At 47.8% G+C, this 14,874-nt stretch carries 15 protein-coding genes and 1 rRNA gene; 2 read left to right on the top strand and 14 right to left on the bottom strand.

Translation table 11 applies throughout. The features are described from left to right. Window positions 1-115: 115 nt before the first annotated feature. Genes ACO5Z0_RS08810 through ACO5Z0_RS08800 form a run of 3 tightly spaced genes read right to left on the bottom strand, consistent with a single transcriptional unit; the run spans window position 116 to window position 3,590 of the window. Window positions 116-1,729: an MBL fold metallo-hydrolase gene (locus ACO5Z0_RS08810; protein ID WP_442672640.1), complete on the bottom strand. Its 1,614-nt coding sequence runs from the start codon at window positions 1,727-1,729 to the stop codon at window positions 116-118. A gap of 27 nt (window positions 1,730-1,756) precedes the next feature. Then, entirely contained in the window at window positions 1,757-2,329 is a 573-nt protein-coding gene (locus tag ACO5Z0_RS08805; RefSeq protein ID WP_442672639.1) for a UbiX family flavin prenyltransferase, read from the bottom strand. Between the two features lie 37 nt (window positions 2,330-2,366). Further along, window positions 2,367-3,590: a VanW family protein gene (locus ACO5Z0_RS08800; protein ID WP_485649990.1), complete on the bottom strand. Its 1,224-nt coding sequence runs from the start codon at window positions 3,588-3,590 to the stop codon at window positions 2,367-2,369. A 264-nt stretch (window positions 3,591-3,854) separates the two neighbouring features. Between ACO5Z0_RS08800 and ACO5Z0_RS08795 the strand changes: the two genes are divergently transcribed. Continuing rightward, on the top strand, window positions 3,855-5,201 hold the full coding sequence (locus tag ACO5Z0_RS08795) for a hemolysin family protein (RefSeq protein ID WP_485649989.1): 1,347 nt from the start codon (window positions 3,855-3,857) through the stop codon (window positions 5,199-5,201). A 77-nt stretch (window positions 5,202-5,278) separates the two neighbouring features. Here the strand turns inward: ACO5Z0_RS08795 and ACO5Z0_RS08790 are convergent, their stop codons facing one another. The 10 genes from ACO5Z0_RS08790 to mnmA all read right to left on the bottom strand — a co-directional run bounded on the left by ACO5Z0_RS08790 (window position 5,279) and on the right by mnmA (window position 13,132). Continuing rightward, window positions 5,279-5,542, bottom strand: a complete 264-nt coding sequence (locus ACO5Z0_RS08790) for a late competence development ComFB family protein (RefSeq protein WP_442672636.1) — start codon at window positions 5,540-5,542, stop codon at window positions 5,279-5,281. A 136-nt stretch (window positions 5,543-5,678) separates the two neighbouring features. Further along, complete coding sequence (locus ACO5Z0_RS08785; RefSeq protein WP_485649988.1) at window positions 5,679-6,419, bottom strand: ABC transporter permease; 741 nt, start codon at window positions 6,417-6,419, stop codon at window positions 5,679-5,681. Further along, window positions 6,416-7,165: an ABC transporter ATP-binding protein gene (locus tag ACO5Z0_RS08780; RefSeq protein WP_485649987.1), complete on the bottom strand. Its 750-nt coding sequence runs from the start codon at window positions 7,163-7,165 to the stop codon at window positions 6,416-6,418. Before ACO5Z0_RS08780 ends, ACO5Z0_RS08785 begins: the two co-directional genes overlap by 4 nt. Beyond that, complete coding sequence (locus tag ACO5Z0_RS08775; protein WP_485649986.1) at window positions 7,162-8,088, bottom strand: ABC transporter substrate-binding protein; 927 nt, start codon at window positions 8,086-8,088, stop codon at window positions 7,162-7,164. The genes ACO5Z0_RS08780 and ACO5Z0_RS08775 overlap by 4 nt, the downstream gene beginning before the upstream one ends. 34 nt (window positions 8,089-8,122) lie before the next feature. Beyond that, window positions 8,123-8,947: a hypothetical protein gene (locus ACO5Z0_RS08770; RefSeq protein ID WP_485649985.1), complete on the bottom strand. Its 825-nt coding sequence runs from the start codon at window positions 8,945-8,947 to the stop codon at window positions 8,123-8,125. Beyond that, complete coding sequence (locus tag ACO5Z0_RS08765; RefSeq protein WP_485649984.1) at window positions 8,944-9,342, bottom strand: DUF3783 domain-containing protein; 399 nt, start codon at window positions 9,340-9,342, stop codon at window positions 8,944-8,946. The genes ACO5Z0_RS08770 and ACO5Z0_RS08765 overlap by 4 nt, the downstream gene beginning before the upstream one ends. 13 nt (window positions 9,343-9,355) lie before the next feature. After that, entirely contained in the window at window positions 9,356-10,075 is a 720-nt protein-coding gene (locus tag ACO5Z0_RS08760) for an NYN domain-containing protein (protein ID WP_485650068.1), read from the bottom strand. Window positions 10,076-10,244: 169 nt separating this feature from the next. Further along, window positions 10,245-10,787 carry a biotin transporter BioY gene (locus tag ACO5Z0_RS08755; RefSeq protein WP_485649983.1) on the bottom strand — a complete coding sequence of 181 codons (543 nt, stop codon included), beginning with the start codon at window positions 10,785-10,787 and terminating at the stop codon, window positions 10,245-10,247. 56 nt (window positions 10,788-10,843) lie between these two features. Next, on the bottom strand, window positions 10,844-11,959 hold the full coding sequence (locus ACO5Z0_RS08750) for a hypothetical protein (protein WP_485649982.1): 1,116 nt from the start codon (window positions 11,957-11,959) through the stop codon (window positions 10,844-10,846). Window positions 11,960-12,061: 102 nt separating this feature from the next. Continuing rightward, window positions 12,062-13,132, bottom strand: coding sequence for a tRNA 2-thiouridine(34) synthase MnmA (gene mnmA, locus ACO5Z0_RS08745; protein WP_485649981.1), 1,071 nt, complete (start codon window positions 13,130-13,132; stop codon window positions 12,062-12,064). A 78-nt stretch (window positions 13,133-13,210) separates the two neighbouring features. Between mnmA and ACO5Z0_RS08740 the strand changes: the two genes are divergently transcribed. Continuing rightward, a complete protein-coding gene (locus ACO5Z0_RS08740) occupies window positions 13,211-14,470 on the top strand; it encodes a tRNA(Met) cytidine acetate ligase (RefSeq protein ID WP_485649980.1) in 1,260 nt (419 codons plus the stop codon). Between the two features lie 17 nt (window positions 14,471-14,487). Here ACO5Z0_RS08740 and rrf read toward each other — a convergent pair. After that, a 5S ribosomal RNA gene (gene rrf, locus ACO5Z0_RS08735) occupies window positions 14,488-14,604 on the bottom strand. Window positions 14,605-14,874: the final 270 nt, after the last annotated feature.

Here is a 14,874-nt window from a genome sequence, read left to right as displayed (position 1 = left end):
CACCTTTACGGCTCCCTTTATCAGCCTCACAGGACCAATTTCAAAGGCACATCTCTATGTACTTTATCTGTTTCGAATCTTACCACATGTATTTCCGGCTGTCAATGAAAACTCCTCAGACATTGAAGGTAGCAAACAGCTTCTTCATATAGTTCCAGCCCTTCTGCACCGTGCGTATGACGACTTCCATCTGCTGCGGATTGCGCACGACATACTGCAAGAGACGTCTCCTTTGCTGGCGATACGTTGAATCGACCGTACGCAGGAAATCCTCCATCTCCTTCTCGACGGAGACTTCCGGCAGATGAGATTCATGAATCTCATGGCTGCGTCCCGTCATGAGAATAGAATCGCCAAAGAAAGGGATGTACGTCTTTGTCTTGAATCGCTTTTCAATTTGCTCGGCAAGCGACTCCGAGGCGGACGGCTCGCCATGAACGATGAATACACGCGCAGGATTCGGATCTTGGATCGGTGCAAACCAGTCGAGGATTTGATGCATGTCCGCATGGGCAGAAAAGCCTTCCAGCATCTGAATATTCGCTTTGACTGCAATTTCCTCGCCCATGACCTTGACACGCTTCACACCATCAAGGAGCCGGCGTCCCAAGCTGCCCTCAGCCTGATAGCCGACGAAGAGAATCGTCGATTCAGGCCGCCAGAGATTGTGCTTGAGATGATGAAGAATCCGTCCGGCATCCGCCATGCCGCTTGCCGAAATGATGATGGCAGAACTCGCCTCTGAATTCAATGCGCGTGATTCTTCTGCGGTTTTGCAGATACGAAGCTGTGGCATTTGCGGCAGCCCGCCGCCGTTCTTGTCCAAAAGCTCAATAGTCGTCTCATCAAACTCCTGCATATTTTCCATAAATACGCGCGTTGCAGCAATCGCCATAGGACTGTCAAGGATGATCGGCACATCTTCCATCAATCCGTCTTTCCATAGCTTATAGAAGTAATAGAGCAGCGTCTGTGTGCGTCCGACCGCAAACGCCGGAATGATGAGATTGCCGCCGCGCTCCATCGTATCCTGCACAGCTTCGAGGAGCGTCGTTTCCTTGTCATAGACTTGATGCAGACGATCCCCGTATGTCGATTCGAGCAGCAGGTAATCCGCCCCATCAATGATCGTCGGATCCTTGATAATAGGCTGATCGGGCTGTCCCAAATCACCGGAAAATACGAGCTTTGTTCTCTCGCCATTTTCCTCCACATACATTTCTACAATGGCGGATCCTATGATATGCCCGGCATCACGAAAGCGCACTTCGATGTTGCTTTCCACACGGAAAAGCTCATTGTATGACTTCGGTATGAAATGCTTAAGCGACGCTTCTGCATCATCCATCGTGTAGAGCGGCTGAATCAGCAGATCACCGCTTCGCTGACTCTTGCGGTTCAGAACTTCAGAATCATGCTCTTGAATATGCGCAGAATCCGGCAGCATGATATGCGCCAATTCACACGTCACCTTCGTCGCATAGACATTCCCTTTGAAACCCTCGCGATAAAGTTTCGGCACAAGCCCGCAATGGTCGATATGCGCGTGCGTCAAAACAACACAGTCAATTTCTGCCGGATTGAAACAAAATTCTTTATAATTCAGCTCCCGTATGCGGCGACCGCCTTGGAACATGCCGCAATCCACCAAAATTTTTCGATCCTCGCTCTCCAACAAATAGCAGGAGCCGGTAACCGTATGGGCAGCGCCCAGAAAGGTCAACTTCATTTTGCTTCACTCCTCTGTAGCATTTCTTCAAAGACCTTGCCAAGGACGATATTCTTCAGCCATAAGTCCGAAGGGGGCGAGCAGCCTTGCAGCGATCTGCTGCATCATCTCTTCGAGAGACTTCGGCTTGTTGTAAAACACCAGCATGGGCGGCACAATATGAACCGTCGGCAAAAGCGCAAGCTCTTGCATGTTGCGCAGATGTATGGGACTCAACGGCGATTCACGGACGGCAAGAACGAGAGGACGCTTCTCCTTGAGCATCACATCAGCGGAACGCAGCAGCAGATTGTCTGCATAGCCGCAGTATATGCCGGCGAGCGTCTTCATCGAGCAGGGCACGACGAGCATCCCCACAGCGCGATACGAACCACTGGCAGGCCCTGCGCCGATTTCATCAATGGCAAATATTTCATCAGCAAGTTCTGCGGCATCCGCTCTTTCCATCGCCATCTCATGTTTGAGCGTAAGTTCTGCGCCGTGTGTCATCATCAAAGCGGAGGAAAATCCCTCAGCCGCTCGAATGAGTTTCAAGCATTCAAGCAAGAGCGGCAAGCCGCTTGCCCCTGTCGCTCCTACGATGATCTTTTTCTGTTCCATAGGCATCTCTTTCCCTTATGTTTCCATAGATAAAAGGTCATGAATAGGAATCCGTATGTAAATATTCCCGCTCGACAACCTGACCATTCGCGCGGTAGATGCGATAAACCGACGGCTTTTTGCTCGATCCAACCGTTTCCACAGAAATCTGTTTTCCCTGAAGATCCGCCTGCGTGCCAAGCACTTGCACGGTAACCTTTTTGCCATCCGCATTCGCCAAAATATAAACACTATGCGGCAATGGATTCATGAACCGAAAATCAATCAAATCATCCGCCACCGTAGCATCAAGCCCCGGCGGACAATACGAAGAAGGAATAAAATGAGAAAACCGCTCCGTAGGATTAAGTCCCGCCAAAAGGATCGCATTATAGAGCGTGGAACTGACTTGGCAGACGCCGCCGCCAATGCCTGGCACAGACTTCCCGTTGATGAGGACGGCAGCATACTTATAGCCGGCATTTGCCGTGCGTGTTCCCACGATCTCATTAAAAGAAAAACTTGCCCCGCTGCGAATCAAAACCCCGTTGAGCTGCTGTGCCGCCAAAGCAATGTTATCCCCGCGGGCGCCGTGACGATAATACGTCGTATAACTTGCGAGTACAGCATTGACATTTTTAACGTCATCCGTACCGACAAAAGGCGGATTTTCCGCTATGGGCAGTTCAATGATCGCCGACTGCATCTCCCTGAGCGGCTGCCCCACTGCCTGCACTGCAGCCGGGACATCCAGCATCTTTCCCGACTTTCCCTGAACATGATGAATGACCCCGTTGGCATCGATCTCACACGCCGCATTGACCGGCTGCACAAGCACATCCTCCGCTATGCTCTCGATCTTTTGCTGCAGCAAACCTTCATCGTAACTTGCCGTAAAGGGAATGTTGCAGCCATATACGGCATTCTTGATCTGTTCTGCAATCTGCTGCATAACGGTGCCCGTACGTCCGGCATTATATGCCTGCTCTGCCGTAGCTTTCGCCAAAGGCTTTACAGAGAACTCCTGCGGCTGTAGCTTCCATACATTTCCGTTACTGCGCAGAGAAATCGTATGCCCGGAGAGCTTTCTCTGCCCAAGCTGTTCGAAATAATGCTCCGCCTCCTGCTGCGTCATACCAAAGAGAGAATGTCCATCGCTCTGCACACCGTAAAGGATGCGTCCACGGCAAGAAGCATGATAAGCCAAGCCTCCCCCGATAATTGCTGTCAAAACAACCGTCAATACTGCTGCTATGATGAACTTCACTTTGGAAAATCCCATCGTTTATTTTCGCTCCTTCGACTGCAATATCTGTAACTCCTCTATACCATTCGTTATTCATTCCATTATTCCTGCCACAAGATTTTCATGCAGCGATCTTCATGCAGTATTTGCCGCATTGTGTTATAATAGGCGTGTCGCATGTTTCATCAAAGGAAACACGGATAAAATGAACGCATCCAAATCGGTGCAGAATTATCCGTGATTTCCCAAATACCCCGATGCAAAACCTATCCCATCATGCAGAAAAGGATGTGCCCTCTCTTGGATAACCCAGAGTTACCACTATTCATCATCGCGATCGTTCTTCTTGTAGCAGCAAGCAGTTTCTTTGCCTTAGTTGAAACTGCCATCTTAGAAAGTCATAAAAGTCGTTTGGAAAAACTTGCCGATGACGGAAACGAAGACGCCGTGTCCGCTTTGAAAATTCTTGATATGCCGGAGAAAATCCTGCCCGTCGTGCAGATCGGCATCACACTCACAAGCATACTCCTTGGTATCACGATCGGCAGTGTGATCGCTCCCCTCTTAGCAAAAATGCTGCATTTCTTTCCTTATTCCCATACCGCAGCACTCGCCTTAAGTACAGTTTTCATCGCTTATTTCAGCCTCCTCATGGGCGAATTTCTGCCCAAGAAGATCGCCTGGCAAAATCCCGAAAAATATTTGTGCCGCTTCCATCGTTGGCTGCATCTCCTTGCGTACATTACACGACCTGCCGTTTCATTTCTTTCCGGTTCAGCCAATTTCGTTCTTCTTTTTTTAGGGATCAATCCCAATATGCCGGATACGGTTACCGAAGATGAGGTTAAAGATCTCATCGAGCAAGGGACGGAAGACGGGACCTTTGAAAAAGCGGAACAAGCTATGGTGGACAACATTTTCCACATGAGCGACCAAACGGCTTATGCCTTGATGACGCCGCGCACACAGATGTTTTGGATCGATCTTGAGGACTCCTTAGAGCATAATCTGCAGCTGATTAAGGAAAAGCCGGATACAGTCATACCCGTCGGTCGTGACAATCTGGATGATTTCTGCGGCGTACTCTATGCCAAAGATCTTCTCAATGCAAGCCTTGACAAAAAGAGCCTTGACTTAACTTCCCTTGTGCGTCAACCCATGTTCGTGCCGCGCTCGATGGAAACATTTCGCGTGCTTGAAAAATTCCGTGAAACCGGACTTCATGAGGCAGTCGTACTCGACGAGTATGGCGGCGTCATCGGTTTTCTTACACTGACAGACATCATGAGCGAAATCATCGGCGAATCGTTCAACATCGACGAGCTTGACACACCGCAGATGATCCCTCGCGGCAAAGATTCTTGGTATATGGACGGTCTCTTTTCCATCGACGACTTTAAGGAAAAATTTGATATTGACATGCCCCTGCCCGATGAAGATAAAGCACATTTTCAAACAATGGGAGGTTTTTTGACCTCATACTTCGGCTATATTCCCAAGGAGACGGAGCGTTGTCAATGGGACGCTTTTACCTTTGAAATCGTCGATATGGATCGTGCCCGTATTGATAAAATTCTTGTAACCCATCAAACAAAACAAACGATGACAGCAAAATCGGATCGCCCCCCATCCATCCGTATTCCTTAAAAAATTCTCTCAAAGAAAGAGCGATGTTGCTTCAAGCAACATCGCTCTTTCTTTGAGAGAATTTCAACCCGTTACTTCTAGTGACGCGGCACTTCATGAACGATCTGTATAGCTTTGGCAATCTCTTGACTGATAAAAGCTTTATCTACAGGATCCATCGAAGATATTCTGGCAAATAAATCGCCCTTGTCTGTTGATACATATTTCGGGGGAAGATGATTCAGCGCAAGCGCCATGATGTCTTCCCTGCACTTGTCGCAGGAACAGCAATCGGGATACATACGCAAAATCGTATCAAGATTATGCTTGACGAACTCTTCCATGGTATTTTTGATCGGCATATCCTACTCATTCCCATCATACGCTAAATGTCCTTTTAATCTTCTTTAATTATACAACAATTGACGTACCTTGTCACTCTTTATGGATAATTTTTCAAATTTTAGGACCTTAGACCTTTGCATGCACCAAAAAGACTTATTTATATTGCCAGCGACAGAACCGTGCTTCAAGCAAGTCAAGAAGGGAAAAAAGAGAAAGACCGAGCAGACTAAGAACAACAATCCCTGCATACATTTCCAAATAATTGACACGCAGCCATGCGTCCATGATGAAACACCCCAGACCATGCTGAGAGCCAAAGGTTTCCGTAAAAAACAAAACGGAAATTGCCGTTGCCATAGCTACACGCACAGCAGTGATAAATTTGGGCAACGATGCCGGCCACAGAATATGATGAAAAATGGCAAACGGAGAAGCGCCAAGGGACAAGAGCGGAATATATGTTTCTTGAGGAATCGACCGCACCGCATCACGCACGGCGATGACAACTTGAAAAACAATGATGAGAAAGATCATTAAAATCTTAGAGATTTCCCCCACTCCTGCAAGAAGCATGAAAATCGGCAAAAGTGCGATCTTAGGCACAGGATATAAAAGGTAGACGAATGGCGCAAACATACGATCTGCGATATTGGTATATCCCATGAATATGCCAAAGGGATAGCCGATGCATACAGCAAAAAAAAGCCCGGCGGCAATTCTGCCCAAGCTAAAAAACGTATGAACAGCAAGCGTAGAAGAAAATATCTGATGTAAACAAAGAAGAACCTTATAGGGGCTTGGCACTATGGGCAAATCAAGAGCCAAAGAGACCATCTGCCAAAGGAAGAAAAGGATCGCCGCAGCACCAACGTAAGTGAAAAGGGTATGTTTCATGTTATGCTCCAATTCTTCTTAATCATCGTGCGCAAATGGCGGCTCATATGGAAAAACGCCGCATCCTCGCGAATGTCACCGCTGGCAAAAAGCGGATTATCCAGTATTTCAGCAATATGTCCAGGCGTGCGTGTAAGCATGACAATTTTTTGTCCAAGGTATAGCGCTTCTTCTACATAATGTGTGACGAGAATGGTGGTCACATGCTGCTCCTTCCAAAGGGAAAGGAACACTTCCTGCATCTCCTCACGCGTGATGGCATCCAGCGCAGAGAAAGGCTCATCCATCAAAAGCACATCCGGGCGCAGCAAAAAGGCGCGTGCCAAACCCACGCGCTGCTGTTGTCCGCCGGAAAGCTCATGCGGATATCGTTCGCTGAATGTATGAATTCCCAAACGCTGCATCAAGGAAATGGTATCTTGTTCCCGTGGTTTTTCATGACGTATCTTTATACCCAATTCGATATTTTCACGCACGGTTTTCCACGGCAAAAGCCCATAGTTCTGCGGCATGAAACCAATGCGCTGTTGTGCGGGAGATACAGGCGTTCCGGCGAGCAAGGCTCGTCCCTCATACCCTTGCAATATGCCCGCGATAATTTTCAAAAGCGTTGATTTGCCGCAGCCGGAAGCTCCAATGACTGCACAAACAACACCTTGAGGAACATGCAAATTGATGTCGCGCAGTACCTGCACACATTTTTTATCAACGGTATAGGCATAAGAAAGGTGCTGCAGATCAATCATGGGCGAAGAAAATCAACCACAAGGTCGGCATAGTCATACGTCTCTTCGATCAGCGCTTTGTGTTTGAGCCATGCCATGCAGTCCGCAACATCGCTTTGCTTCGGCAGTCCGGCTTCATGATAGACCGGCAGCGTCAAAGCGTCCTTTGCTGCCGGCGGAAAGCCTCCCTTCTCCACAACGAGATCGATATATTCACTTCTCGCAGTGCTGTTGAGATACGCCACTGCCTTATTGTAGGCTCGATACATCGCCTTGATTTCCGCCTCTTTCTCCTTTGTACTTTTTCCTGTAAAAAGAATGACGCCGGGGTTGATGCCGAGTTCATCAGAACCTGTGATGAATTGGCATCCGTTATGGACAGCAATGCTCGCCATCGGCTCCGGCAAAGTCGCTGCTGCCAAGTTGCCGCTTTGCAGCAGCTCAAGGCGAGTCGGTATCTGCGGAATGATAACCTTTGCAATATCGTCGCCCGTCATCGCGTTGCTTTCAAGGATATGATCCGTTACATATTCAATGATCGTATTGCGGGAAACTGCAACTTCCCTGCCCGCGAGCGCTTTGACGGTCGGCGGCTTCATCCCCGGGGCTGCAATCAGTTTGTAGCTGCCGTCCGTCATGGAAGTCACTTTGACATCGAAACCACCCGTTTTAGCAAAAGCGACAGCGAGCATATCTGAAACGGCGCCGTCAAGATTACCGCTTTGCAAAGCAGAATCCCGATCCATAGCACTCTTAAATGGATGAAGCTCTACATTCAATCCCTCTTCTTTAAAATAACCTTTTTCCTGCGCTATGATGAAAGGAACGGAATCCGTATCCGGCATAAGTCCGATCTTTAATGTACTAAGCTCTTGTTTTCCTCCTCCACAGCCGGCTGCAAGGAAAAACAACGGCAAAAACAGCAAAGCAATAATTTTCTTCACGTTCATTCTCCTTTTCCATCGCACAACATGCAGTTTAACGAAGAATTTGACGCAGCAAGTCAACGCCTTCACTCATATATTGAAGAATATTCGTGAGTATCCCTTCATTTTTCATGTATGTATCTTGTGCAGCAGTCTTCAAGCGATCTGCTTGATCCTTCATTTCATTGACATTATCCAGTTGGTTATCCACCTCGTCGAGAATGACTTGCGCATCCCGGATCGATTGTTGGACAGAAGCGATGTCCAAATTCGTCTGCTGAATCTCAGCAGCGTTTTTCGCATCCGCCTCTTTTCGCTCCTTCTCCTTACCCGTGACCTTATCCATCCAGTCACCGACAACAGAACCCTTGCTCTTTTCCTGCTCAATGCGCTCCGTGCGGCCTGCGGCGCGCTGCGCTTTTCGCTCAAGCTCCAGTTCTCGTTCTTCCAACGTGCGTTTTTGCTCCGCAATACTGTCGCGCTGCTTTTTAAGAGAATCTTCGCGTGCAGCAAGTTCCTGCTGGCGCATCTCCATCTGCTGCGCTTCCTTTCGGCTGTCTGCCAGTATTTGCTCATGATCGCGAAACGTCTGGGACAACAAGATGCCGCAAAACAGAGCCAACAAGAAGCAAGCGGCAAACGCAAAAACCCAAAGGGTTCTTTTTTGCCGCCTGTCCATGATATTTGCAGCATGGTCAGAGCCTGTATATTGCGGTGAACGCGGCGGAAGCTCACGCACATTTCTCTTTCGCGGGAAAACAGGCGCAGCATCGTGAGACAACGACGGCAATTCCTGCGTATCATCAAGGCGGTTTCCCGCAGATACATTTTTATCGCGTACAAGCACACGCGTCCGATCGAGATCATCATACCTCATTGCGGCTTCTTATCCCTTTCCATCATATAGGCATGCTCTTTATCCATAGTTTTGCACAAACGCCCAAGTGTCCAATACAAATTGAAGGGTGTCGTCACAGCCTTGAAGCGCACATGTGCAATTCCGCCATCCTTTAACGCCTGCAAAACCTGATCGAGACGCTTGCCCTTAATATTATGAAAAACCGCCGTTTCATGAGGAAACGACCATGCCGCTTCTTCTGCCGTACTTTGGCTGAAGCCTTTGAGAGCCAGTAAGAAGCCAATTCGCTGGCGCCATGAATCCTGCTCTAAAACAACGGTGTGGATGCCCAGTTTGCTTAGAACCGATTTGATCGCAAGCACCGTTTCATCGGAGAATTGATAGAGCAAAACCTTTTCTTCTTGTTTTCTCATCGTCCGTTCTCCATCACTCGCTCAAACCGCGCATCAAGAGATATGTCACAAGCTGATCCATGTCAACATTTTCATGACGCTTCCTCTTCTGCAATTTATCAAAAAGCGACTTCGGCAGGCGCACCTGTAAAATATTTTTTTCTGCAATGGCAAGCGGCATAAGATGTTCTTTTGCCACATTCTCTTGATTTTGCTTCGATTGCTTTTTTTGTTGCTTCTTTTCAGCCTTGCTTACAATTTTCTCCTTTTCTGTCGTCTCTTCTTTCTTTTCAGCCTTCGCCTTTTTCTTTTTCACCGGCGGATAGCAATAAAATTCATCATAAGCATCGCGCAGCGATTGACTTGCCTGCTCCGTTCCCACGCCAATAATATGACACGGCGTATCGCTCTCACGCAGCATTTGAGCAATCGTCACGAAATCTGAATCCGTTGTCACGATGAGAAACCGGCGTACGCCTTCGTCACGCAAGATTTTTGCCATGTCAAACAAAGCGTAATCGAGCGAGTTTTTACCGTCAATCTTCCGATCAATTTGCCGAAAGGTCAAACCTTTGCGCGCCATCAAACGGTTCCAACGCCTTTGCTCCGGATGTTTTTCCCAATCCGAAACTACGATCATGCGGCAAGGAAAGAATTTTTGCGCTTTCCCCAAAGTAAAATCAAGCATTTCAAAAGGTGCATTCTCAATATCGTAAAGGACAGCTACCGTCTCTGTACTTGAATCAAATGTCATCAAAAGTAAAACCTCACAATTTCATAATAAAGAAGCAAAATATTTATCCGCAATTTCTAAAATCCAGTCGTAGAAACTTGCACATTCTCCGCTTCTCAATCTCGTATATTTTATCATATTTGTATGGGAATTTCCATGAAATATTGATGGCTACAGAAGCACTCCGTTCTTACTGCCGGAATAGCTTGTTGAGTTTCACGCCCAAAAAGGCTGCCAAAACAGCCTTCAAAACATCCCCCGGAATAAATGGGAAAACTGCCATGATGAGAGCCTGCCAAAGATTTATATCCATCAGGAGCATCATAGAGGTCAAACCGCCGATATAAGTGAGCGGTATGCCAACAAAGACAGCTGCAAGGATGAATCGCTTGAAAGAATTTTCCTTGCCCTTGAGCCAACTGACGATGGGATACGCTATGATAAAAACAAGGATAAATCCGCCTGTGGGACCGAAAAGTTTTCCAACGCCCGCTGTGCCGCCGACAAAAACCGGCAACCCGATGCACCCGAGAAGCGTATACCCGAAAAGAACCACAAAAGTCTCTCTCGGTCCTAAAATAAATGCGGTCAGATTCATGACAAGTGTCAAAGCCGTAATCATCACTGTCGTAAAAGGCAGCGGTATGGAGATATATGCCGCGACGCAGCAAAGCGCTATGCAGAGCGCCATCTTTGTCAGCTTCTGAACAGACAGCGTCGATTCTTGTTTCATTCTTTGCCCCCAACTCTTAAAGAAGTCTTCCTTGGCGACGGCTTCCTTTACTCCTATCACAAACTCGGCATACTTGCCTGTACTTCGTTGTCTGCTTGTTTTTGCGGAATTTGCAAAGCAGTCTTAGACTCGCCCGACATGTGTCGGGCAAGCGCTGCCGCTTCATTTTCCAAAGTTTTCGCCTGCTTTAATTTCGTCTGAGCATCGCGGATGGTCGCTGCTTTCTTGTCATCCATCCATGCCGCATAGCCCAAGGCATAAGCGATGCGCATATCACAGCTGCGCAGGCGCAGGTGGTGTAAGGTCTCTGCCATCGACGGCACCGTGAGTGCGGCAAGCTCTTCCTTGCGCTGCGTCCAATCCGCCACCATCTTTTCCAGCAAGATAGACTTCAAGGCTCCGCGCGTTTCATCACTGCCAAGCGAACCATTTTGCAGCGTACGGCTAAAATCTTGCTCAATCTCCAACAGAGATTTCCCATGACGATCTATGATCGCCTGAGACTTAACAAGATAATCCGCCAATATCTCATCATGCGCTTTAGCAATCATCGCAATGAAGTCGTGAAGATTTTGTATCTCCGTCACACACCAGCTGCCATTTTCACGCTGTGAAAGCTTCACTTCAAAAGTAAATTCTTCTCCAACATCTGCCTGATAAACGCGCACGCCGGCACGTGCCGTTCCCATCTCGCGATCCGTTGCAACGTAATCAATATGGCGAAACTGTATTGCCTTAAGACCAATTCGGGTAAGAACCACATCGAGGCTCATCGGATCTTGCTTCTCCGATGCCGTCGTACTGCTTTTCCATTCACCATGCTCAATGTAATACTGCACTTCCGTGCGCAAAGTCAACGCCAGCGGCGCCCTAAACATCTGAACAAACCCATTCATGGCAGCTTTCGCATCGCCGGACATCGGGCGATCCGTATCAATCATAGCCTGAATCAGAGGCTCCGTAGAATTATCGAGCAAAGTTTCCACATCGACATACTCTTGAAAAGTCTGCCAATCATGTCTTTCAAAAGAATCTCGAATCTTTTCCAATCCGTATTCCGGCGTTTTTGTATAATAAAAAAAATACCATGCTCCGCATCCAACGAGCGCCCCAAACAGTAAAACTACTGCAAAAAACAAACGAACTTTCCGCTCTCTGGAAAGTATTGACATATATTCTCCCTCCTCATATATTTGTAAAGCCCTCTCCTATTATGCAACAAGCAAAGTTTTTTCGCAAGGAATCCCCTGCATCTTTATGATAGGTGATTAAATTTATCCATGTTTCCTACATTCCGCTTCAATCGTTGCACCGCCTAAAAGGCGATTCCCTTCATAAAAGACGACAGACTGTCCCGGTGTGACCGCGCGCTGTTTTTCACAAAAAGAGACTTTGACACTCCCCTTCGCCAAAGGCAGAACACACGCTTTTGCCTCACGACTGCCATAACGTATTTTGGCACAAACGGAAATCTCCTGCGTCGGTTCGCCAATCAGCCAATTTACATCTCTTGCGAAAAGTGATGAAGCGTAAACCTCTTCATTTCTCCCCACAATAACACGATTATTTTTCGCATCAAGCGCAAGGACATAAAGCGGATGTTCAGCAGCAATCCCCAGTCCCTTTCGCTGCCCAACGGTATAAAACGGCAGACCCTTATGTCGTCCCAAAATCATTCCTCCGGTATCAACAATATCCCCTGGAGAAAAACCATTTGTCCGATGTTTTGACAGATATGCCTTATAGTCATCATTCGGTACAAAGCAAATCTCTTGACTTTCCGCTTTATCAGCCACCGGAAGCGCAAGTTTTCTTGCCATAGTTCGCGTTTCCGATTTTTGATAAATTCCAAGTGGAAGAAGAATATGCGGCAAATTTTCACGAGGCAGCCGATAGAGAACATACGACTGATCTTTCGTCTCATCACAGCCTTTCCTCAACGAAAATTCTCCGTTCTCTTCTTTTTCTACACGGGCATAATGTCCCGTAGCAAGAAAATCGGCTCCTTTTTCCTTTGCAAACGCAAAAAGCGCACCGAATTTCAAAAATCTATTGCAAATCACGCAAGGATTTGGCGTACGCGCTGCTAAATACTCCGTCAAAAAATAATCAACAACTCGATTAGAAAAAAGTGTACGAAAATCTACGATCACATGCTCTATACCAAGGAAATCTGCCACTCGTCTTGCATCTTCCGCCGCACGAGAAACGCCATACACTTCGCGGCTATCATCAGAAAGCCGCATGGTTATCCCCAGTACATCATAGCCCTGCTGCTTCAAAAGAGCTGCACAAAGTGAGCTGTCAACCCCGCCGCTCATCGCTACCGCTACTTTTTTTTTCATCCATTGCCTCCTGAAAATATCTGCAACATGCAATTCTATGGTACACTAAGAGAACCATCCATACAAGGAGTTGATTTCATGAATGTCATCGGCATCATCGCCGAATATAATCCCTTTCATAACGGGCACATTTACCAGATTGAAACCATACGCGCGAAATATCCCAAAGCCCGCATCGTCGCATTGATGAGCGGCAGTTTCACACAGCGCGGCTGCCCGTCGATTCTCGACAAATGGCAGCGTGCAAGCCACGCCGTTTTGAGCGGCATCGACCTCGTGCTCGAACTGCCGGCAGCCTTTGCCGTGCGCAGCGCACAGGATTTCGCACAGGGAGGCGTATCGCTGCTCTCGCGCTTGGGTATCGTTGACGGTCTTGCCTTCGGCGCAGAAAGCCCTCTCGCCTTGCTTCAATGTGCAGCGGATTCAGCGAAGAGAAGCGATGTGCAGAAACTGCTCCATGCATACGTACAAAAAGGTCATTCCTATGCCGCTGCATTAAGTCATGCCATTGCTCGAAGCAGTGGTATAAACGAAGCTTTCCTCAAGCAACCGAACAACATCCTTGCCTTAGAATACCTGCGCGCCTTGAACTGCTGCGTCGCTCCGATCGAACCTTTTGCAGTGGCAAGAATCGGCGCCGCTTATCATGACGAAGAACTCCATGACACGTATGCCAGTGCAAGTTCCATTCGCCGAGAAATCCAAACCGCCGCACCGCGAAGAAACCTCCTTGCAAAAGTTCTTCCAGCAAACAGCATGGAAGCCTTATGCGAAGCGCATACGGAAGAAGCTATACCAGAAATCAATCTGCTTTTTCGTCCGCTTCTTGCTCAGCTTGAACATTATACTCTGGAAAATTTACAAAAAATCTATGGTATAAATGAAGGTTTTGAAAACAGACTGCTGCACGCCGCTTCTCATTGCCGCACCATGAAAGAACTTCTCGATGAATGCCGTAGTCGTCGTCATCCGCAAAGTCGAATCCAACGGCTCATATTCCACATCATGCTGCACCTTCGTCGACAGGATATTCATGCATTTGATGAGAATGGACCTCTCTATGCTCGTATACTCGCATGCAATCGTGCAGGAAAAAGCTTGCTGCATGAAATCAAACAGAAAAGTTCGCTTCCTCTCATAAGCAAGACCAGTCATTTTTTGAAAGACGCCGCGTTAAAATATCCGCCAGAAAAGCGAACGGCTTTGGAAAACATGCTCGCACTTGACATTCATGCCACAGAAATGCGACGGCTTTGCCTTCCGCAAATCACAAAACGCGGCGAGGACTTCCAACGCTCTCCGCTCTTCATTTCAGATAAGAGAAAAACGCCTGCATAAGCAGGCGTTTTGAATTGAACCAGCAGCTTTCTATCCTCCCAGGTCGTCTCCAACCAAGTACTTTCGACGTATGAGTGCTTAACGACTGTGTTCGGGATGGGAACAGGTGGAACCACTCAGCTATCGCCACTGGATTTCTTTGTTGAGGTGTGCCCTCAAAACTATACAGAAGACTTAACGGAACATTTTAGGGTGACGAAACATACGCGCGTCTCACACTTCTTCCTGCCTTGAGGCAGTCAGTAGCGGTCAACGTCTGCCAATCACCTGCGCGCTTTGCGCTTGGTTCTTGGGACGTTTTCGCACGCGGGGCGTTCGCGGATTCGCTTTGCGAATCCGACGCCCCTGCAAGTCAAGCCCTCGGCATATTAGTACGGGTCGGCTGCACGCCTTGCGGCGCTTCC

The sequence above is a fragment of the Selenomonas sp. genome, from assembly GCF_057272215.1.
Note: the sequence above shows the minus strand (reverse complement) of the source record. Positions and strands in the feature narration are given on the sequence as shown.